This is a genomic window from Parapedobacter defluvii, assembly GCF_014642075.1.
GTDB classification, from domain to species: Bacteria; Bacteroidota; Bacteroidia; order Sphingobacteriales; family Sphingobacteriaceae; genus Parapedobacter; species Parapedobacter defluvii.
Genome location: NZ_BMIK01000029.1, coordinates 1 through 20,715, shown reverse-complemented (window position 1 = coordinate 20,715; position 20,715 = coordinate 1). Strand labels below are relative to the sequence as shown.

At 44.9% G+C, this 20,715-nt stretch carries 25 protein-coding genes; 16 read left to right on the top strand and 9 right to left on the bottom strand.

All coding sequences use genetic code 11. The annotated features are described in order from the left end of the window. The first annotated feature begins 30 nt into the window (after positions 1 to 30). From IEX60_RS23205 to IEX60_RS23190, 4 genes are all read left to right on the top strand, one after another. A complete protein-coding gene (locus IEX60_RS23205) occupies positions 31 to 1,170 on the top strand; it encodes a FecR family protein (RefSeq protein ID WP_188753789.1) in 1,140 nt (379 codons plus the stop codon). Between the two features lie 288 nt (positions 1,171 to 1,458). Beyond that, positions 1,459 to 4,881, top strand: a complete 3,423-nt coding sequence (locus IEX60_RS23200) for a SusC/RagA family TonB-linked outer membrane protein (protein WP_229717751.1) — start codon at positions 1,459 to 1,461, stop codon at positions 4,879 to 4,881. Positions 4,882 to 4,930: 49 nt separating this feature from the next. Beyond that, positions 4,931 to 6,352 (top strand): SusD/RagB family nutrient-binding outer membrane lipoprotein, encoded by a 1,422-nt coding sequence (locus tag IEX60_RS23195; protein ID WP_188753788.1) that lies wholly within the window; start codon positions 4,931 to 4,933, stop codon positions 6,350 to 6,352. A gap of 31 nt (positions 6,353 to 6,383) precedes the next feature. After that, entirely contained in the window at positions 6,384 to 7,259 is an 876-nt protein-coding gene (locus IEX60_RS23190; RefSeq protein WP_188753787.1) for an endonuclease/exonuclease/phosphatase family protein, read from the top strand. 91 nt (positions 7,260 to 7,350) lie between these two features. Here the strand turns inward: IEX60_RS23190 and IEX60_RS23185 are convergent, their stop codons facing one another. The 4 genes from IEX60_RS23185 to IEX60_RS23170 form a co-directional block, all read right to left on the bottom strand. Continuing rightward, positions 7,351 to 8,757, bottom strand: a complete 1,407-nt coding sequence (locus IEX60_RS23185; RefSeq protein WP_188753786.1) for a Gfo/Idh/MocA family protein — start codon at positions 8,755 to 8,757, stop codon at positions 7,351 to 7,353. 14 nt (positions 8,758 to 8,771) lie between these two features. Next, complete coding sequence (locus tag IEX60_RS23180) at positions 8,772 to 9,275, bottom strand: hypothetical protein (protein WP_188753785.1); 504 nt, start codon at positions 9,273 to 9,275, stop codon at positions 8,772 to 8,774. A gap of 247 nt (positions 9,276 to 9,522) precedes the next feature. Beyond that, the gene (locus IEX60_RS23175) at positions 9,523 to 10,290 is read right to left on the bottom strand and encodes an endonuclease/exonuclease/phosphatase family protein (RefSeq protein ID WP_229717748.1); all 768 of its coding nucleotides are present in this window, start codon (positions 10,288 to 10,290) and stop codon (positions 9,523 to 9,525) included. 81 nt (positions 10,291 to 10,371) lie between these two features. After that, a complete protein-coding gene (locus IEX60_RS23170; RefSeq protein ID WP_188753783.1) occupies positions 10,372 to 10,560 on the bottom strand; it encodes a RagB/SusD family nutrient uptake outer membrane protein in 189 nt (62 codons plus the stop codon). 160 nt (positions 10,561 to 10,720) lie between these two features. Here IEX60_RS23170 and IEX60_RS23165 point away from each other — a divergent pair, with 160 nt between their 5' ends. After that, positions 10,721 to 10,927 carry a DUF2683 family protein gene (locus tag IEX60_RS23165; RefSeq protein WP_188753782.1) on the top strand — a complete coding sequence of 69 codons (207 nt, stop codon included), beginning with the start codon at positions 10,721 to 10,723 and terminating at the stop codon, positions 10,925 to 10,927. Between the two features lie 238 nt (positions 10,928 to 11,165). Here IEX60_RS23165 and IEX60_RS23160 read toward each other — a convergent pair whose 3' ends face one another. Beyond that, positions 11,166 to 11,645, bottom strand: coding sequence for a hypothetical protein (locus tag IEX60_RS23160; protein WP_188753781.1), 480 nt, complete (start codon positions 11,643 to 11,645; stop codon positions 11,166 to 11,168). 178 nt (positions 11,646 to 11,823) lie between these two features. Here IEX60_RS23160 and IEX60_RS23155 point away from each other — a divergent pair, with 178 nt between their 5' ends. The 3 genes from IEX60_RS23155 to IEX60_RS23145 are packed head-to-tail and all read left to right on the top strand — an operon-like array spanning position 11,824 to position 13,281. Then, a complete protein-coding gene (locus IEX60_RS23155; RefSeq protein ID WP_188753780.1) occupies positions 11,824 to 12,027 on the top strand; it encodes a helix-turn-helix transcriptional regulator in 204 nt (67 codons plus the stop codon). After that, positions 12,027 to 12,362 carry a HipA N-terminal domain-containing protein gene (locus IEX60_RS23150; protein WP_188753779.1) on the top strand — a complete coding sequence of 112 codons (336 nt, stop codon included), beginning with the start codon at positions 12,027 to 12,029 and terminating at the stop codon, positions 12,360 to 12,362. The genes IEX60_RS23155 and IEX60_RS23150 overlap by 1 nt, the downstream gene beginning before the upstream one ends. Next, positions 12,346 to 13,281: a HipA domain-containing protein gene (locus tag IEX60_RS23145; RefSeq protein ID WP_229717745.1), complete on the top strand. Its 936-nt coding sequence runs from the start codon at positions 12,346 to 12,348 to the stop codon at positions 13,279 to 13,281. The genes IEX60_RS23150 and IEX60_RS23145 overlap by 17 nt, the downstream gene beginning before the upstream one ends. Positions 13,282 to 13,437: 156 nt before the next feature. On the opposite strand, the gene IEX60_RS23140 is transcribed toward IEX60_RS23145, so the two are convergent. Further along, positions 13,438 to 14,340 carry a hypothetical protein gene (locus IEX60_RS23140; protein WP_188753778.1) on the bottom strand — a complete coding sequence of 301 codons (903 nt, stop codon included), beginning with the start codon at positions 14,338 to 14,340 and terminating at the stop codon, positions 13,438 to 13,440. 395 nt (positions 14,341 to 14,735) lie between these two features. On the opposite strand from IEX60_RS23140, the gene IEX60_RS23135 reads away from it, so the two are divergent. Together IEX60_RS23135 and IEX60_RS23130 are read left to right on the top strand one after the other, a co-directional pair. Next, positions 14,736 to 15,659 (top strand): hypothetical protein, encoded by a 924-nt coding sequence (locus IEX60_RS23135; protein WP_188753777.1) that lies wholly within the window; start codon positions 14,736 to 14,738, stop codon positions 15,657 to 15,659. 164 nt (positions 15,660 to 15,823) lie between these two features. Continuing rightward, positions 15,824 to 16,177, top strand: a complete 354-nt coding sequence (locus tag IEX60_RS23130; protein ID WP_188753776.1) for a VOC family protein — start codon at positions 15,824 to 15,826, stop codon at positions 16,175 to 16,177. A gap of 102 nt (positions 16,178 to 16,279) precedes the next feature. Here IEX60_RS23130 and IEX60_RS23125 read toward each other — a convergent pair whose 3' ends face one another. Together IEX60_RS23125 and IEX60_RS23120 are read right to left on the bottom strand one after the other, a co-directional pair. Next, the gene (locus IEX60_RS23125; RefSeq protein WP_188753775.1) at positions 16,280 to 16,819 is read right to left on the bottom strand and encodes an SDR family NAD(P)-dependent oxidoreductase; all 540 of its coding nucleotides are present in this window, start codon (positions 16,817 to 16,819) and stop codon (positions 16,280 to 16,282) included. Between the two features lie 4 nt (positions 16,820 to 16,823). Next, complete coding sequence (locus tag IEX60_RS23120; protein WP_188753774.1) at positions 16,824 to 17,147, bottom strand: hypothetical protein; 324 nt, start codon at positions 17,145 to 17,147, stop codon at positions 16,824 to 16,826. Positions 17,148 to 17,282: 135 nt separating this feature from the next. Here IEX60_RS23120 and IEX60_RS23115 point away from each other — a divergent pair, with 135 nt between their 5' ends. Together IEX60_RS23115 and IEX60_RS23110 are read left to right on the top strand one after the other, a co-directional pair. Continuing rightward, positions 17,283 to 17,840 (top strand): hypothetical protein, encoded by a 558-nt coding sequence (locus IEX60_RS23115; protein WP_188753773.1) that lies wholly within the window; start codon positions 17,283 to 17,285, stop codon positions 17,838 to 17,840. A 399-nt stretch (positions 17,841 to 18,239) separates the two neighbouring features. Next, the gene (locus IEX60_RS23110) at positions 18,240 to 18,410 is read left to right on the top strand and encodes a hypothetical protein (protein WP_188753772.1); all 171 of its coding nucleotides are present in this window, start codon (positions 18,240 to 18,242) and stop codon (positions 18,408 to 18,410) included. Here IEX60_RS23110 and IEX60_RS23105 read toward each other — a convergent pair. Continuing rightward, positions 18,407 to 18,865 carry a SecDF P1 head subdomain-containing protein gene (locus tag IEX60_RS23105; protein WP_188753771.1) on the bottom strand — a complete coding sequence of 153 codons (459 nt, stop codon included), beginning with the start codon at positions 18,863 to 18,865 and terminating at the stop codon, positions 18,407 to 18,409. The two genes, IEX60_RS23110 and IEX60_RS23105, sit on opposite strands and share 4 nt — an antisense overlap. A 166-nt stretch (positions 18,866 to 19,031) precedes the next feature. Here IEX60_RS23105 and IEX60_RS23100 point away from each other — a divergent pair, with 166 nt between their 5' ends. The 4 genes from IEX60_RS23100 to IEX60_RS23085 are packed head-to-tail and all read left to right on the top strand — an operon-like array spanning position 19,032 to position 20,338. Next, positions 19,032 to 19,247: a hypothetical protein gene (locus IEX60_RS23100; protein WP_188753770.1), complete on the top strand. Its 216-nt coding sequence runs from the start codon at positions 19,032 to 19,034 to the stop codon at positions 19,245 to 19,247. Next, positions 19,241 to 19,540, top strand: coding sequence for a type II toxin-antitoxin system RelE/ParE family toxin (locus tag IEX60_RS23095; RefSeq protein ID WP_188753769.1), 300 nt, complete (start codon positions 19,241 to 19,243; stop codon positions 19,538 to 19,540). The genes IEX60_RS23100 and IEX60_RS23095 overlap by 7 nt, the downstream gene beginning before the upstream one ends. Positions 19,541 to 19,588: 48 nt before the next feature. Then, complete coding sequence (locus tag IEX60_RS23090; RefSeq protein WP_188753768.1) at positions 19,589 to 19,987, top strand: hypothetical protein; 399 nt, start codon at positions 19,589 to 19,591, stop codon at positions 19,985 to 19,987. A 9-nt stretch (positions 19,988 to 19,996) separates the two neighbouring features. Continuing rightward, a complete protein-coding gene (locus tag IEX60_RS23085; RefSeq protein WP_188753767.1) occupies positions 19,997 to 20,338 on the top strand; it encodes a hypothetical protein in 342 nt (113 codons plus the stop codon). The last annotated feature ends 377 nt before the right edge of the window (positions 20,339 to 20,715 follow it).

The window sequence follows — 20,715 nt, the reverse complement described above, 5'->3', positions numbered from 1 at the left end:
CTATTTAGTTTCTATAAGTAACTAAATAGGATGAATCAAACAGCGCGCATACTAACCCTTCTCAATAAATATCGCCAAAACGATATTTCCCCTGATGAACTGCACGAACTGCAACGGTGGGCAGCCAATCATCCGGCATATCGTAAACTCCTGGCGGATTTTTCTCCCAATCGGCCCATCACATCCGAGCCGGAGTGGGCAGATTATGTGGCATCAGGCAGTTCCATGTCGTTCCAGGATCTCCTGGATCGGATGACTTCTCAAAAAAGCAAGACCCGCAAGCGGCACATTGCCTGGCTATCTGCCGCTGCCTCAATTGTCGTTATCGGGTTCTGCAGTCTTTACTTTCTTAACCAGCAAGCTACCCCTTACGATGAGCAGGTTACCGAGGTTACGCCCGGCTCAAAGAAAGCGGTCTTACTAGCCGAAAATGGACTTCAACAAGAAATAGTAGACGAGCGCGGGCTGCTTGTTACCAATGAAGGTATGTTCTATTCCGATGGGCAGACCGTTGCCGACAACATTTTTCTGGAAACGCAACAGCTTAACTTAGTTGTACCCAAAGGCGGTGAGTATCAGATTACGCTTTCCGATGGTACCCGCATCTGGCTGAACTCCAATTCCACCTTGAAGTTTCCGCCGGAATTTGCAACAGACCGGCGCCTGGTCGAAATTAGCGGTGAGGCGTATTTCGAAGTGGCACATGATGCCCGAAGGCCTTTTATCGTCAAGAGTGATTACCAGGAAATAACCGTATTAGGCACCACATTTAATGTGAAGGCCTATTCCGACGACGAGCTGAACATAACGACCCTCGTTGAAGGTTCGGTGCAAGTGCGCGGCAGAACGGGTAACGACCGTTTCAGGTTGCAACCGGGCCAAGCCGCTGTTGCCGGCAAAGAAAAGCAACTGGGAATCGGACCGGGTGATGTACAACAGGCAATTTCATGGAAACAAGGCGAATTTAACTTCAACCGGACGCCTTTTGAGGAAGTAGCAAAACAAATAGCACGTTGGTACGATCTGGAAGTCGAATATAGAAACAAAATCCCCCAGGAACACTTCACCGGTCAATTGAGCCGTTCGGTAGATTTCGAAATCGTGGCCGAATTTCTAAAAGGATCAGGCGTAAATCTGGAATTGGTGTCTAACAAATTAATAATCCATTAATCTAAATGAACATGAGCAAAACGCATTAGGAACGACATAGGTAAAATTATGGAGAAGTGTTGGTACCACTTCCCCATAAAAATGTCCAGATCAGATCTGTTAAACTAGGAATAATTAACAAATTGATTTATCAGAACACTGCAAACTTAGGGAAACTAAAAAGGATATACAATTTTTAGGCTAAGTATCGGGAGTAGGGTTCTATTTCCAAAATTTACTATGCAAAACCAGTTGACTTCTTTAAAAGCAAAGAAGAACTACCTGTCATTGAAACAAATAACCTTGAGGATGAAAATACTGTCCTTTTTATTATTTGTATGTGCGCTTCATATAAGTGCAAAGAGTCTGTCACAAACCGTAACGATTCATACCAACCACAAAGAGATTGCTGCTATTCTCCAGCTCGTCAAGAATCAGACGGGTTATAACTTTTTGTATAACAACAAACTACTGGAAGAATTACCCCCGGTAACCATCTCGGTCCGCAACATGCCATTGTCCAGCTTTCTCGATCTGCTATTGGCAGATAAAAATTTGACTTACACCCTTTCCGGAAAAAACATATTGATTTCCCGGGAGCGGACAAAACGGAGCGGACATATCGAAGCAGCCGAAAGCTTTCCGGTCGAAAAGCCACAACAGCCCATTACGGGTCAGGTAAAAGATTCATTGGGAACGGCGTTGGCAGGTGTCAGCATTTCGGTAAAAAATTCGGCATTGGAAACCATCACCGATGAGCAGGGGCGGTTTAGCATACAAGTCTCGCCCGAAGATGTACTGATATTCAAGTATGTGGGTTATGCGACAAAGCAAGTATCCGTAGGAAACCGACGAACCCTCAACATTTTGCTCCAGCAGACGGTAAGCGACATCGACGAAGTGATCGTCACCGCACTGGGTATCAAGCGTGAAGAAAAAGCGTTAGGCTACGCCCAGCAGACACTCAATGCTGAGCAATTATCATCCGCTGTGTCCAGCAACTGGTCTGAAGGACTGAAAGGCAAGGTGGCAGGCTTGAACATCATTTCGGGAGGTACCGGCCCCATCAACTCCCAGAGTATTCAGCTGCGCGGAGCCACATCACTTGATCCCGGAAGCAACTACGCACTTATTGTCATCGATGGCGTACCCATGGATCAAGAGACCACCGCATACGGCAACAATGTCGGCGCAGCCTACGGCACCGAAGCCCCCGTAGACTACGGCAATGCGGTATCCGAATTGCGCCAGGAAGACATCCAAAGTGTGACAGTATTGAAGGGGCCTTCTGCAGCCGCACTTTATGGTTCCAGAGCCGCAAATGGTGCCCTGATCATTACAACCAAATCCGGGCAAAAGAACCAAAAATTAGGAATTACGTTCTATTCGTCAACCCTGCTGGACAATATTATAAACTGGCCCAACTATCAATATGAATACGGCGCGGGTGGCACAAGCCGCAAAGATGCCAACGGCAACCCGTATTACTCCTTCGGCGACTCGGAAGACGGCCCCAGTACCAATACCCCGGAGGCTTATGGCCCTAAGTTCGAGGGTCAATATTATTACCAATACGACCCAGTTACGCAGGCACAGGGAGCCGAAAGGACCTTATGGCGTCCCTACAAAAACAACATGAAAGATTTCTTCCGGTTGGGATCTACTTTTGAGAATGCCGTGTCGTTCCAGGGCGGCGACGATAAAGGGTCAATGCGATTGAATATTGCCCATACCGACAACAATTACATTGCGCCCAATACCGGATTCAAGAAAAATACAATTTCCTTCAATGGCAACTATCAAGTAACGCAGCGCGTCAAACTGACCACATCGCTCAACTACAACAACCGCACGAGTGATAATTTACCCGCTTTTGGAATCAGCAATGGGTCATTGGGCTATTTCATGATGTTCCTCATGCCCAGTGTAGACATCAATTGGTACAAGCCCATTTGGCAGAACGGAAAAGAAAACCTGGAGCAGCTGAATCCCTTTTCGGCGTGGTCCAGCAATCCCTATTTCCTGATGTATGTAGACAAAAATCCCCTCTCGAGCAACCAGATTGTGGGCAACGTAAAAACAGATATCAAGATTTCAGAAAATTGGGATGTCATGGGGCGTTTATCCATGAATTCACTGACCCAGCTGCGGGAAACCCAGCGTGGTTATTCCTCCAAGAAACACCCCCGCGGTTACTACGGTCGCCAGGATGTGGCCAGCCAGGAAATCAACATGGATTTCCTGACCAGCTATAAAAACGTCATTGGAGACGATTTCCATTACAATGTGATGGCCGGCGGAAGCCGGATGTCTTATGATCACCGCAACGTCATGTCGTCGGTGGATGCCCTCATCGTTCCTACGGTATTCAGTTTGGCCAATGGCGTAAACAATCCGTTGGTAACCACAAACGATGTAAGGCGGCAGATCAATAGTCTGTACGGCATGGCATCCCTTTCCTGGCGCGATAAGATCTTTCTCGATCTGACCGGCCGTAACGACTGGTCTAGCACCTTGCCGGCCAATAGCAATTCCTATTTCTACCCATCGGCCACCTCAAGCTTCATCCTGTCCGATCTGTTCCAACTTCCGCAGCAGATAAGCTATCTCAAGTACCGCGCCTCCTACGCGCGGGTGGGGAGCGATGCCGACCCCTATCAGACGAGCAAGTATTACAGCCAAAGCGGCTTTCCAAGTTCGGCGGAGGTACCCAGTACCATGCACAACACCAACCTGAAACCCGAAATCACATCAAGTTGGGAAACCGGGATTGACCTTAAGCTGTTTAACAGCCGTTTAGGCGTCGATGCAACCTACTATTCATCCAGTACGGAAAACCAAATCCTGGCCCTGCCCGCAGATATTGTGGCCGGTTACAGCAACCGCGTCATCAACGCAGGCGAAGTGCGCAACAAAGGGGTGGAACTGGTAGTAACCGGTACGCCCATTAAAAGCCCGGATTGGGAATGGACGGTTATCGGCAACTGGGCAACCAACGACAATAAAATCATGGCATTGACCGACAACCTTGAGCAGCAAACGCTGACCACCGTCTGGCAGGGCCATCTCATTGCCACGGTAGGCGGAAGCACGTCAGACCTCTGGGGCACCAAATTTATCCGCGATCCGGACGGCAATATTGTTTTTGCCAATGGTGTGCCCACACGCGGAAGCGTACCCGAATACATCGGCAATACCGCTCCCGAATGGAAAGCGGGGTTAACCAGCACGTTGAAGTATAAAAATATACGTTTAAGCTTTACGCTGGATGGGCAGTATGGCGGTCTCATCTTCTCGGGCACCTATAATCGTGCGTCTTGGGCCGGCACGCTGCCCAATACCATCCCCGGGCGGGATGAAGGATTCATCGTTGGCGATGGGGTTGTGAAAAATCCGGATGGATCCTATACTCCCAACACCGTCCAGGCCGATCCTCAGGCGTATTACGGGCAGGTTCACCAAACCACAGAAGCCGGCGTGTTCGCGTCCGATTTCATCAAACTCCGCGAAGTATCGCTCAGCTATCAGATTCCCAAGCGGCACCTTCAACGGTTTCGTATCGACGGCCTTTCCCTCAGCCTATTCGGCAGAAATTTAGCCGTGTTCGATAAGTTCCCGATGTTTGATCCTGAGGCAGGCACTATGAACGGCACCGTGTTTATCCCCGGATTGGAAATCACGCCCATGCCCTACACCGCTGTTTATGGCTGTAATTTGAAAATAGATTTTTAACACAATGCGCGGTAAATTACCTGCAGCAATCATCATAAATTCTCTAAGAATGAAACGGATTACGCTACTGACCCTAACACTCATTGTATTGTTATCGGCAGCATGTAAAAGGAATTTTGACACGATCAATAAGAATCCCAATCTGATCGATCAGATAAGCCCCGGCACCCTATTGAATGAAATCATTTACAATATGGCGTCGACCAATCTGCGGAATAATTATAACATCACTTGTCAGCTCATGCAGGTACAACTCAATTATCCACAATACTACGGAGGAGTACACCGCTATGAGATCCTCGAAAATACAGGGCTTTCGCAATGGGATGCATCTTACAAATGGGCAAAAAATGTCAGCGAGATGCTCCAAGCCGCTGAAAAGGAAAATGCGTCCAATTATATCGGCATTGCGCTGACCCTGCGGGCATGGATCTATGCCAACCTGACGGATGTATTCGGCGATGTACCTTTTTCTCAGGCTTCCCGGGCCGAAGACGGCATTCTGCAACCCGTGTATGATAGCCAGCAGGATATCTACACCCAGTTGCTGGCAGATCTGGAACGCGCCAACTCCCTGTATGACCACGCCACCGGCATGGCTTACGGCACCGATATTTTATTCGAAAATGACACCCATCTGTGGCAGAAATTTACCAATTCCCTGCGCCTACGGCTTTTGCTGCGGATATCCGATGTAGACCCTTCGGCCTATGCCAAGATGGTTTCCATCATCGAAAATCCCGCGGCGTCGCCCATCGTAGAAAATGTCCAAGAGTCGGTCATCCTACAGGTAACGGGCATTACGCCCAATATCTCACCGTGGTCACGCGCGCTTGACTTCAGTACCCAGCATTCCGTGGCTGCCTTTTTCATCGATATCCTCAATGAACTTGACGACCCAAGACGGCCCTTCTTTGTCACCCAGGCCAGGGCAGAGGGTGCTGATATTGGTTACAAGGGCATCCCCAGCGGTTACGATGACGCTTCATTCTCATACTCACCATCTTACATGAATAACCAGCAAGTGGTTGTGCCCATGCAGATACCCATCCTTACGTATGCGGAGGTTTCGTTTATAAAAGCAGAACTGGCACAGCGGGGCTACTTAACCGGTGCCGAAGATTTCTATAAAGCGGGTATCCGCGCTGCCATTAACATCGTCACGGGAGAAAATATCGACGATGCCTATTTTCTTAGGCCGTTGGCTACCTACGATGGCAGCTTGGAACGCATCATGCTGCACAAATACCTCGCCCTGTACTTTACAGATTTCCAGCAGTGGTCAGAATACCGCAGAACAGGATACCCCGTTTTACCCAAAACAAACTCCATGCTCAACGATGGAGTCATGCCTTCCCGGTTGCTGTATCCAGGCATACAACAAATTTATAACCCCGAAAATTACAAAAGTGCGATCGATCGGATGGGGGGCGACGATATTAATTTCAAACTGTGGTGGGATGTTAACTGAATTTTAGCGTAACTTTCAAAACAACAATATCATGCAAACGAGCTTATTATATCTATTCACGCTGTGTTTCGCTTTCTTTAACTGCGGAGATTCCACGAGCGAAGCACAACAACCTTCCACGGAGAAAACACAATTCCGTGCAGCAACTTACAACATACGCTACGACGCCGACGCCGATAAGCAATCCGGCAACGGTTGGGACGTACGCAAAGGAGCCTTGTCTGATGTGATCCGCAACCATCAATTCGACGTATTCGGCACCCAGGAAGGCCACGCCAATCAATTGGCCGATCTGAAGGGCATGCTGCCGGGCTTTGATTACGTCGGTTACCCCTACGGTGGTAAGGGCGATTTGCATAACTGCGCCACCTTTTATCGTACCGCTTTGTTTGAAGTGCTGGATAGCGGTGTATTCTGGTTCAGTGAGACTCCCGATGAGCCTAGCATTGGCTGGGATGCTACGGACCGGCGCATCTGCAATTGGACAAAGTTCAAGGTGAAAGAAACCGGCAAGGAATTTTTCTTTTTCAATGTCCATTTCTACTGGCGATTAGAGGTAGCCAAAAGAGAGTCAGGCCCGGTGCTCGTTCGGAAAGTCAAGGAAATCGCCGGAGAAGCCCCGGCCATTTGCGTGGGCGATTTCAATTCCACGGTTGAAACCTCGCAGATTAAAGCCATAAAAACATTACTCCACGATGCGTACGACCGCAGCAAGACACCCCGGCAGGGAGTGGAAAACACCAACTTAGGCGGGGGCATTTTCCAGGGTGAGCCCAAAAATCGCATCGATTATATCTTCCTGACACCGCATTTCGAGGTCGAAGATTACAAAGTCATTTCCGATGTCTATAACGATAACCATTACCCATCGGATCACCTGCCCGTTACCTCGTTGTTGACGTTTTAGGCCCCGTTTTCCTTTATCTTACCCATGGGGCTGTCTTTTAAGGCAGCCTCATGGGTTTATAGAAAACCAATAACTAACCCTGAGGCACAAATTAAACCATTTCCCATCCCGGTCGAACCGGCTCCCGGATATACTGATCTGCTTCCGGTAAGCCTTTCACCTGTATGTTTTCACTATCCCAGTAAATCTTTTTTCCACCCAATCGGAGCGAAAGCACACCAAGAAGCGTAATCTCGGTAAGGCGTGCCCCGTATTCAAAGTTAGCACTTGCAACAGGCCCGCCCTTTATCGCATCAATCCAGTCTCTGAAATGTCCATTTGAACGGGCAATACTAGGCTTTGGTGGATTATATCTCTCGCGGCGCTTTTCAGGGAATATCTGAGGATTTGAACCTCCTGCACCTGTTACGATAATACCTTTCTTTCCAATAAAAAGCGAACCGCGGCTAGGCAATTCCACATTATCGGGCAGCAATTCCGGCCGGGCAGGTTTTAAACCTCCGGAATACCAAACCTGTTTAAATTCAGGCTGGCTGTCTTTCTTTGCAAAATGATAATATCCCATTTCACCATAAGGAGCAATATCCGCATCGCTATACCCCGCAGGGAATATTTCAATACTTTCCGGAGCATGGAGGTCAAATGCCCAAACCGAAGCATCCAGATCGTGGCAACCAAAATCGCCCAATGCACCGCAACCGAGTGCCCAGAAATCTCTCCAGGCTACCGGGACATACTCCTTATGGCAGGGCATATACGGTGTAGGTCCCAGCCATAAATCCCATCCTATCGCTTGTTCATCGATTGCCGGCCCGGCGGGTAGTCCCTTTAAACCCGGATTCCACCGCGAAGCAGGCACCCAGGTATGTGCTTCCTCAACTTTCCCGATTGCACCGTCACGAAGGTACTCAACCGTCTGCCGTATCCCATCCCCACTATGCAGCACATTTCCCATTTGCGTGGCCAAACCACTTTCCCTGGCAATCTCTCTTACCTTCCGCGCCTCCCAAATGTTATGTGTCAGCGGTTTTTCACAATATACATGTTTACCGGCCCGCAATGCTTTTATAGACACATAAGCATGCGTATTGTCGGGTGTCGAACAAAGTATGGCGTCAAGCGAAGATTCCCTCTCAAGCATCTCCCTGAAGTCGATATATTCGCTGATGCGGTAATTAGAATTGATCAACTTATAGTGACCTTCGATCATTTCCTTTACCGGTTCACGGCCCGCTTTAGACTTATAATAGAAATCTTTTAAATCCCAATAGCTGGCAGGATCGGCAATTGCCGTAATTTGTACATCCTTCAATTTCAAAAGCTCAGCAGCGTTCTCCCTGCCTTTACCGCCCGCCCCAACGATCCCTACCGTTATTTTATCGCTCGGCGCTAAAAACCCTTTTCCTCCCAGCACATGCCTGGGAACGATCATAAATCCAGCAGCCGCAATCGCCATTCCTTTTACAAATTCCTTGCGTGAATATTCCTTTTGCTTCATATCACAGTTTCTAACTACCAGGCACGTTCCTTATAAACCACGTTGAAAGTCCCTTCGTATACATTGGATTCTTCGGTGAATTCGCCATCGTGCAGCCGGTTCTTTTTCAGATTGACAGAAAACTTCCCCAGAATACGGCTCTCCAGGTTGTCGAACCCAAGTATTTCGAAGCGATTATCTTTGGCCGGATCCAGGCTATAGCTGGCAGCAATAGCGGCACAGAGCTCACAGGCCGGTACCACCGCATCGGCATTGAACTCTGCCAACCTGCCGGTAGACAACGGATTCCTTCTAAAATTAAATGAGATGAGTTCATTGTTTTCGCCCGAAGCCTGCACGTAAAAGGTACCATCCTCGCGGTTGAGGTGGCCTTGGGCTCCGTTTACCTTCCAGTCCTTCCCGTTTTTCTTTACCCGGAAAGTGAATTCCCCGGTGTCTTCATTTTCTATTTTTTCTTTGGAGCACCCCATGCCGAGCGCAAGCAGAACCGTGCAGATGATAACTATATTTTTCATCATATTAAATTTGCTTTTTATCGGCGATGAAGCTGTCATGATTTTTCACAGTTATTTGTTGAAAAGGTGTTCAAGAGCTCGCAAGCTCGGTTTAATTATTTCACTGTGTGATTTTTGAAAATCATGACGGTTTCATTCGAATAAATTGCTTTTTTAAGGCGATTCCCATTAATATAATTGCTGCTAAAGATAATATAAAAATGAAAAAGCCGAAACGCTATTGCTCCGGCGATTAAAATCCGGTATCGACTTATAATTTGAGTTTTGCCTCCAGCGGCAAATGATCGGAATATAGAATCTCTTTCCGGACGAGGGTGCTATTCTTCTTTTTAAGAAGTGACGAGGACACAAAAATATAATCTATTTTTTTGACGGGTTCAGCTGCCGGAAAAGTATGCGCCAGCCCCTGATCCATAAAAGGTAATCGCTCCGAAATCAATTCAATCTCTTTCGTATCGGACAGGGCATTGAAATCACCGGTCAATATCACGGGATCGCTCCCTGCTAAATGACGCATGATTTCTTCCGCCTGGATCAATCTTGTCGCCTGATCTAGGGCCAAATGCACCGTGGAGAACACTAGTTCTTTTCTACCTGTATGAAGCTTGACGGACAAGAAGGCCAAAGACGCTTTCTTTCCGTTTTGCATGGAAGTGATGCGTTTATTGCGTTGCTCCTTGATGGGATATCTAGACAAAATCCCTAAGCCATAAGCACCTCCATCATAGGCAAAATGCCTATAAAACGCATAATGCATGCCCGTGATCTCGGCGAGCACTTTCATCTGATCTACGTTTCCCGATCGCCTGCAAACGCTGTCTACTTCCTGCAACCCCACCAAATCTGCTCCTGATTTTTTGATAAACGCTCCGATTTCGTGCAGCGTCATTTGCTCTACGGCATCTGCTCCGTGATGGATATTATAGCTCATCACCTTGAGGTTCTGGCCGCTTGAAGGCAAGCTGGATAGCATGAACAACAGGCTGACCCCGTAAAAAAAGAAGTTTTTGTTTGGCACGCTCAGTAAAATTAACATGTTGATGTTCCTACCCGGAACCTCAACATGCAGTTATAAATGATATGCTGTCAATATGCGTCGCTACCAACCCGGATTTTGCACCAAGTTCGGATTGAGCACAATATCCGAAATCGGATAAAGATACTTTTTATCTTCAAAACTACGCTCTTCATTCGCACCCCAAATCACGTGACCGGAAGTTCCCTCAGAGAGTTTGTCTTTCTGTACATGGGTGATTTGTCTGTTTTCGTGCAAAAATAACATGCCCATGTTACCTCAATATTATATTTGCCGTGCATAAACCTGTTAAACAATCGTTCACTACTCCTACCTCAACGCCTATATTCGAGCTATCCAAAGAAAGCGTATGGGCAAAATTTGATTGTATGCATCAATCTATGTAACTTTGTTAGCAAGTACCTTCTTAGTGATGACTACATTAACAGTCCATATCGAAAACAAAAAATCCGAAAAAGCAGTCAAAGCTGTTTTGGATGCTTTAGGAGTCAAATATGAACTCGAAAAACCCGTCACTTTTCCGGAGTGTGTCATAGCGGATGTGCGTAAGGCGCAAAAAGACGTAAAAGCAGGCAGAGTTAAAAAATACGAAGGTCTAAATGCGCTACTAAACCAATAGCTGTGTGGTTATCTGTACAATATAATAGGCGAAGATTCATTTCCGCCCACGTAGCGCAGACGTGTTGAAGTTTAACAAATTTTAACGATTCCGAGCTTAACCCGGCACGCCATTTGAAGACCTTTGGTTGTAGAATTGTCTTTTCATAATTTAGGTTTATAATTGGTTAGTTTGAGAACCCCGCGTCTCCCCGGCGCGGGGCTTTTTATTGCAATCGTAGGCATCCACAACGCGCGTGCTAAGGGATCGTTTCAAACCCGCTGATCTTTAATACACCGTCTTCCCTTTTAAAATATATTCCCAACTGGGCACCCTCGTGCCCCTTTGCCACTTCATCTTTTTTGTGTGTGGTAAAGAAGACGATATAATCACTTCTTTCGACCGGGTCGTTGAATGTTTCCTGTATAAAAACCCGGTCAGAAACTTGGGCTCTTTGTAACCATCCGGAGGATAGTACATCCGCCCAAAATTTGGTTACAAACTCTTCATGCTCCAGATCGTATGGCCTCGCACGGGTAAACGGGCGCTCTACCTCACATAACAGGCAAAATATATGCGATGCAAATAAATAGCCACTGCTCTTTGCATCTTCCGGTTTCAAATCAAAAAGAGCCGTGAGTTTCTCCACAATTTCCTCATTCTCTAAGGAACGATATGACTGTCCGAACGTAACTTTGACCGTTAAGAACAACACGATAGTTACGATGATTTTTGTCATAGAACAATTGATTATACAAGACTAAAGGTAGGAAAAAAAGCGCTTGCTTTCAACCCCGTCGAATTTCGAAGTGTTGGCTATATCCCATCTCATATAATTTATCCAAAACATTTTATTTTATATCCGATAAGATATAATTCTCGAAATTTTTCTATCTTTATATCCGAAAGGGTATACTATGTCAACGATACGATCTTTTGTAAAGGCCAAACGAAAGGAACTCAAATTAACGCAAGAAGAGCTCGCCCTACATGCAGGAGTGGGTTTGAAATTCGTGCGTGATCTTGAACAAGGGAAAAAAACACTTCGCCTGGACAAAGTAAATGATGTTTTAGCATTGTTTGGCAAAGAAGTAGGGGTAACTGATAAATCTGAAAGATAATGTCACGTCGAGCAAAAATATTCTATCAAGATCAATTGGCTGGATATCTCACGGAAGGAGATGATGGTTATTCATTCAGTTATTTAGATGATTATATGAAAGGGGTCGATCCGAGGCCTATTAGTTTGACCTTACCCCTTTCAGAGAATCCATATCACAGCAAAATACTGTTTCCGTTTTTTGATGGGCTAATCCCAGAAGGATGGTTGCTGGATATAGGAGAAAAATATTGGAAACTTGATCCAAGAGATCGCTTTGAATTGTTGATCAACCTATGTAGAGACGCCATAGGAGCTGTGTCCGTATACCCGGTGGAGGATGAAGAAAATGGCTAATTGTTTGTTCTGTTATCAGAAGGTTGAGGCTGGTACATATCATCCGGCATGTTCGAAGAAATTCTTTGGTACTACACAGGTTCCGTTATTGGAGTTAGATAAAGAAAAATTAAACCAATTGGCTCAAATTACCGTCAAGGAAAGGTTAGCGGTAACTGGCGTACAACCCAAGTTATCCTTGAGTCTGGAAGGAGAAAAAGGTAATAAGCGTTTGACGTTGGTAGGTCTATGGGGCGATTATATTTTGAAACCCCAATCTCCGGACTTTCCCTCAATGCCGGAGGTAGAGGATCTAACGATGCACCTAGCGAAATTATTCAAAATTGAAACGGCCGAACATGCGTTAATACAAACTTCAAGTGGTGAATTAGCCTATATAACCAAACGTTTTGATCGTGTAAAAAGGAAGAAGGTTCATATCGAAGACCTCTGCCAACTTTCCGAGTTGCTTACCGAGCAAAAATATAAGAGTTCGTACGAACGTGTCGGTAAAATTATCAAACAGTATGCTACCAATTCGGGACTGGACGTAATTAAGTACTTTAGATTGGTGCTGTTCTGTTTTCTGACGGGCAATAATGATATGCATTTAAAAAACTTTTCGTTGATGCATACCGAAAGGGGTATTTTGCTTTCACCGGCGTATGATTTATTGAATGTGAATTTGATTTACCCCAAAGACCAGGAAGAGTTAGCTTTGACTTTAAATGCTCGAAAACGCAAAATAAAGCGTGCTGACTTTGATCAGTTTGCGACCAGTTTGGGCATTGCGGGTAAGGTTAGAGATAACGTATATCAAGACTTTTCTATAAGAGCCGATCAAATTCAGGATTGGATTGATCGGAGCTTTTTAATTGATGGATATAAAGAGGAGTATACTGCAATTGTGTTGAAGAAACTGAACCAGATAGGCTTGTAGTCTCCTCCATCGCCGTTTAGTAGCCAACTCAGCGTATAGCCACGTGAGTTTGCCTTTATAACGCCCTTTTTAGAAATTTACCTTCGGCTTCTTCCAATTTTCTGGCAGCAAGCTCTATTGCTTTGCAATCTTGGTCACACAACAAACGGTATAATCTTATTTTCTATATTGAACCTTATTAATAAATGCCCGCTCGTCATCCGTAGGTTCTGACATCACATTAATCAGATCAAGTTTGATATCGCTGTTCATTTGGTTTATGCGCAGTCCTTTCAGCATGCCCGTTTCAAAGAAACCGCCCACATCCTGATTTGTAATTAATTGATCCCCAACCCGTAAATCATTTGCTATCAGTTCAGTTTTGTTTGGAATCGGGATCTTAAGATAGGAAAGCCCAAACCTGATATCAAGCGAATAATCCTCCGCGCTTGTGTACAGATTGCCATCGAAATTTATTCCGAAGCCCCCACCTTTTAAGGTGACATCAAATTTTTTGTATTTTTTTCTTATGATATTCTTCATAACCACCCCAGTCACAATTAACAAATGGCAAATACTGGGATCATTGATTATATTTTGATTATCGTTAACCCATGCTCTTACCCCATTTAAATAGCTGCCGTCCTGTATATTGAGCAAGCCTACAGCTTGGTTCGAAATGATTACGCTAAAGATAGATTCCGTATCAAGCGAGGCATTCAAGTAATTTAACACACCCACCTCTGTGCTGAGTTTTGTGTCCACAATGAAGGATTTCACCTGCTGCGGCTGTTTTATTTTGGAATTCTCGTCAACGACAATCCCTGGAATCGGAAAAGCCGAAAAGTCCGCATATCCATCCTTAACATCGCTTGTGCAAACGCCGTTTTTCGACCTTATTTCAAGCACTCTGCCTAACAATGCATATGGGTTACCAATAAATGCATCGTCTTCTATGAAAATCTGATTTCTTTTTACCTCCAATAGTCTTTCGGCTTCTTCGAGGGCAGGCGGTTTGACACTTTTGGCGACCATGTCGTTCATCGCGTCATTTACGTGTTTTGTTGATTTTTGTCCCATGGTAATAATTTTACACCCAGCGGCACGCTTAAACGGTCCGAACGCATGAGCGATAAGGCTTAAGTCGTGTCGTTACCAAATTACAATGATTTTCAGAAACTTACAATACCTACATTTAGGTATTTTTCCTCCACAGTAGCAATTACGACTACCTGCGGCGACCGTTCAATCCTGTGCTGAACCCTGGATTTTTCTGTATCAAATAGCGCCGCTCGGAATGAATACCTATTATGGAGGAATAAACACCCTTTCTCAAGGAATGAAAAGTTCGGAATGCATGATTAAAATACCCACTTTCAGGTATTTCCGAAGTATCGGATTTTTCCAAAATTAGATCCGGATTCCCAACACATTAAGTTAGTTAATTATGAACTTATCAGCCCTCTTATTCAGTCTTGCGTTCATCGTGCCGACATTCCACCTATGCCCAGCGTTTCAGGGTCGCAGACCAGGGTCTGTTTGAGCCTCAGCAGAAGAAAGTATTCCTGCTTCAGGACACACTGACTGACAAAAAAATTATCGTTTTCAAAACGAAGATTCAGGTCAATACTGACGGCACTCCCATCTCCTATCACCCTTACGATCTTCATGGAGAGACCAAGGCGATCAACACCATAGGCAATGCCATAGCGGTACGAAAAAAAGGATCGTCAAAAAACCTTTGCCTCGATAAGAATACCTATAAAGAAGCGGTAAACGTGTTTGCCGCATACAGAGATTCAAATTTCGAAACCATTCCCGAAGGGTATGAGATCACCTGGAAAAATGTATTGGCAGCAGAGCGGGTGGGTGGTATCGATAAGCCATGCATCCTTAAGACCGGGCCTTACGCCGGCTATTTCGGATCGTTGACCTCGCTGCGCAACGGCTTAACAACCAATAAGGGAGCGTGTGATTGCAACGATCAAGTAAACCCCCTGGAGGTACCCGGGTTAGTGCTGGCAGGGGGCAACAATACAGTACGGGAATTTGGGGCCAGGGTTGGCGACCTAGTCATCGCATATAATCCCGCAAATGACAGTTTGGTGTATGCCATCGTAAATGACCAGGGGCCAGCACACAACCTGGGCGAAGGGTCGGTGCTTTTAAACATGGCCTTATTGGGACTCACCGAATTTCCAAAAAACCGCAAAGATACCTATAAATTAGTTCCCAAAAACGAGATCACGATCGCCATTATACCGCAATCCACAAATTATGAGCGGGTCAGACCTTACACCGCAGCAAATGTGCTTAAGCGGGTGGTAGATTGGCTTGAAAGCACTGACATACATACTAAAGAAGATTTCAAACGGTTGGCGGGCAGCGTCGATGAGTAATTAGGACCTTTTTCCTTTAAGCAGCTATTTTTAGCAAGTCTTCGCTCACTTCAAGAACAAGATGCAGACACACTACACTAAACCCTTAATTGCGGCGAATTCGCCACAGTTAAAATCCCGGATTGTTAACCAATAGTCATCGTTTATTTAACTACCTTTGAGTTATGGCAGTACGAAGAATTGTTTTGAACATTGCAACGGAAAACATCAAAGCGGCACAGCATTTCTACGGTGAAATTCTGGGGCTTGAGGTTCTCATGGATCAAACGTGGATCTGCACGTATGGTACAGACAACAAGATGCGGGTCCAAATCAGTTTCGCTACCGAAGGAGGGTCCGGCACACCGGTTCCTGACATTTCAATCGAGGTTGACGATGTAGACGGAATACACGTTAAAATGAAAGACGCAGGTTTCCCGATTACCTACGGCCCAGCAAATGAGCCGTGGGGAGTCAGAAGGTTCTATGTGAAGGATCCTTTCGGGAAAACGGTAAACATTCTTTCGCATTCTTCTTAGAAGAACCAAGGCCACCAAATTTTTAGCGGATGCCGTTGGTCAATTTTGAGCTTAAAGTAAGGGTTGTAAATTAAGATGATTGTTTGAAGTCCTAACATAATACTAAGCGATCTTACTCAAAATCATTTTATCGATGATTCTGTCTGGTACTACCCGTCTGATAAACAAAATAAAACCTGCCATATAGCCTCCACTGTACCTAGTTTTAGGTTTTTTTGATTGAATGGCTTTTAATATCAAGTTGGCAATAACAGCGGGCTTGGAATATTGTCTTTCCAATTCTTCGTTACTTGAAAGCACTTTGGCAATAGCACTTCCATAAACGCTGTTATGGGCGGTACTTTTTAAGTTGTTCATGGCAATACCACTCCATTCCGATTGTATGCCACCGGGTTGAATTACGATGACATCGATTCCGAAAGGTTTCAATTCCAACCGTAAGGCATCACTTAATGCCTCGACCCCAAATTTACTAACATGATACCAGGCACCAAATGGACCAACCATTTTACCGCCCACCGAGGAGATATTGATAATTTTTCCGCTTTGCTGTTTTCGCATATATGGAATAACAACTTGCGTTATTCTGGCCAATCCAATTAAATTTACTTCCAACTGTTTCCTTGCTTCCTGGATACTCACTTCTTCAAATCAGCGTATTGATAGAAACAACACCGCTTTTTTTCTTGATTTGAAGTAAGGCTTCCTCAATTACGGCGTCTATGGGTGTGAAATCCACTACCGGCAAGAAAAATCTTTCTATCGTCTGCACGATTCCTTCATAGGACTTTTGTTCGTTCAATTGGCTATCCAAAAAACGAATCTGCTCTTTGCCTGCCAGCACCGCTCGGAATGAACACCCAGTATGGAGGAATAAACACCCTCTCTCAGGGAATGAAAAGTTCAGAGCGCGTGATGAACAAAGAGACGGATGGTGGAGTAATTTGTAGGGGCAACGTCTTTTTGGCATCCGTTTTGGTTAAAACACAACAAGCGTTCTGATGAAATCACTTACATTGACACGGCCCAGCACTTTGGGATGCTTACACGATGAAGAAATGGAAGCTGGCCAACAGTTTTTGACAAAATTTATACTCATTAGTATATGAAAAAGATTCATCCAGTTTTAGTATTCATTTTGATATTCGCTGCAGGCTTTTTGACTTCTTGCAAGAAAATCAAAGAAAATCTGAAAGCAGATTTTGACTATGAAGCAGAGGCCATTACCGTGACTATACCGGCGGTACCGATTGCAGGCGAAGGCATTGAAGTGACCAAGGAAGTAGCGATGGATCTGGATGCGATCATCCAGAAAAATGCCCCTTTGGTCAGTGCCGACAATATCAGGGAGATTAATCTCACCGGCATTACAATCGAACTGGCGGATGCAGACGAGGACAACAACCTCCAAAACCTGGAAACTATCCGGATGGCTGTCGGAGCCGATGGTGTTGAAGAGAAGGTTATAGCGGAGATCGCCAACAATCCGGATGTATACGAAACGTCGCTGTCTATTCCTGTAACAGACGGGGCGGTGGATCTGAAACCGTATATCATGAAGAAAAAGTTTGACTATACACTACATGTCAAACCAAGGAGAGGTACGACCAAATCCTTAACCGTTACGGTTAAGACGTTTTATAGGTTCGTCGTCGGGGTGTAGTGATAGCTTCGATGCCAAATCGTTTAGCCATCGCCGGCTGAATCTTTTGCTATTGCACAACACCCCCCGGCTACGGAGTGACAATCCTTAGCACCTAAATAATCCGTTCGGAATACCGCAACATATCTTATGCATCAGTAATGAATAAAAGCTTATATTAGTAATATATAATTTTATACATTTGTAGTGTAAGCAAAGAACTTTTCCCGTTTTCCTACCGGGAATTTATCACATTTACGCATCAGAAAGCGTCATCAGATTCCGTAAGCGGATACCTTCAGGTGGGAGGTTTCCCGGAATATGTAAAACAACGTGTGGATGACATCTTAAACTATGTACTGGAAGACATTCTGATACGAGAAAGGCAACATCCAGACGGTAATACAGGTGTGCCACCAGTTGAACGCAGATAACCTGGACCGGGAGCTGAATGGGATGACCGAAGCCCTCGAATATTTCAAATTGAACGAAGGGTTGTTGATTACCCATGCACAGCGGGATCTGTTCGAAAAGGACGGCAAAAAGATAGTGTTTTTACCTGCACACGAATATCTGACCTTAATCATTTAACGGTGATCTATCCTCCCCCTCAATTCCTCCGCATCCTCCTTAGAAAACTGCCGTTTACTGATCACCATCACGCCGTTTGGAATCTTTCCCTGTACCCTTATTGGCTCACTCCATAGGGAATCATCAAGTACAAAAACCAAGTCCTTACCAATAAGCTCTTCGGTAGCTTTGGCAAACAACTCCCTGCCACGTCCATCCAACTGCACAACCACCTGCCAATGGGTGCTATCGTGCGGAAGTGCTTCCGTCTTCACGGTTTTAAAATGAGCTGCCGTTACCACCGGTTGCGGATCCAGGTAGCAGGTTAGGCTATCACCCAGCTTTCTTTCAACTCCTGCTCCGCTGTCTACCACATGGTACCATCCCGTTTCAAGTTGCCCATCCACCTTGTTTCCATCACCACAGCCACTAACCCCCAACAAGCCCAAAATCACTACAATCACCATTATTTTCATCGTTGCTCAATTTACAGTGCAGGCACGGTTTTGTTTGGCTAAAGGTACAATCTTTCCCTTATCTTTACAATCTGTGACAGATACATTAAAAATAACCGGAGTCATCGGGGGGATTTTGGATTTGTTTCCAGAAAAGCTAACTTTGGAAATATAAAGCTTCAAAGCTATGGAACTGATTATTGATATAGACAACATCAAGGAAGCCAAAAAGAAAAAGTGGCTTTTGAGCACATTGAAGTTGATGGGAATAGATTTCCAAACCGTGGAAAAGCGACAGACCATAGCGGAATACAATCAAGATTTGGAAGCAGGCGATTCCGAAATCGAACGTGGTGAATACATCACAGCAACCGACCTAAAAGCCGAAATAAAGAAATGGTGACCGTTTGGAGCAAACGCGCCAAAAACGAACTGACCAAAGCCTTCGAATACATTTCGCTGGAGTCCCCTCAGAATGCGCGGAAAGTGGTGGAAACCATAGTAGATCTAACGTTGGCGCTTCCAGAAAATCCTTTAAAACATCCATTGGATAAATACAAAACGAACAATGACGGTGCCTGGCGAGCCTTTGAAAAGTACCATTTCCGAGTTTCCTACAGGGAATGGAAAAAGAAATCCGCATCGTACGATTTAGGCACACAAGCGGATCGCCGCTTAATTATTAATTCGGTTTAATCGGCGTTACATTACGGTTTTCCTATCAGCAAATTCCCGGGTATCGGCTTGTCCATCTTATTTGTATCTATTTTTTCGCAGTATTCGGGAAATACCAACAAGTGGATATTGCGGAGCAAGCATCGATGTTATATTCAAGAAATTAAAAGTAATGCCGAATTAGTTCTTGAGCGTCTCAAAAAGCAAAATCAAGCCAAAGAAGACTCCAAGATCAAGGATTTTGATTTCAAAAGTATGTTTGATGAGTTAGATAAATCCTTGAATGACCCAAAACCATTCTCGACAGTACCACACGGCCAAACTCTGCATAGTCGTATTTCAGCAGATTTTTGGACACTTAAAAGTAAGTTTGTAATTTGCACTGGCGAGACCATTTATAAAAAGAGCCAAACAGCTTCGGCCAATCCAACCGTTGCAATAGCAATAAATAAAACGTTAATTAAATAATAGCTGCGTATGGAACAATTTGATGGAGATGAATTAATAACTATAAATCTCGGAAAATACCATTACCTGCTTGAATGCAAGAAAAGGGTAGCGAAGTTCGACTTTGTCATCCGTTTGCTGGAAATGGATGACGATAAACTTGCTAAAAAACTATCGGAATTCAATGTTACCGAGCATCGTGTCAATGTCCTGAAAGAGCTCGGTATAGTCACTATTCGGGATTTGAAACATTTTATATTAAACAACTATCCCAGCAATGTTGATATGTCAGCCGTGATTTTCAGTGGGCTTGGCCCCAGCGGTTCAAGAAAGGTATTACAACAATGCGTTTTAGGATATGCGTTTGGTTGATTTTGGCATATGACCATTGGGCTAAAATGTTCGGACGTTTTCCGCTCCTTTCCCAGGAACAATTGTAACTTTGCAATTCCGAGCTTTACATCTTCAATTTTCTTTTCCGCGCCTAACCAATATTGACCATTTCGTGGAATTGCAGCCTACGAAAATTACAAGGCAAGAGAATCAATGGGCCTCAATCGACAAAATACTTGCCTCAACTTGATAAGCTGAATTGGCATCGGGAGTATATAGTTAAAAGTTAGCAGTAGCCTGGCTAAATAAGAACCCTCTCTACCAACTCATCACAAAGCTGTAATCGGTAAATACAAGTGCAGAGAAAATGGAAAATAAGGATACAGAGAAATCGGCAACAATAAGTACATGATTTC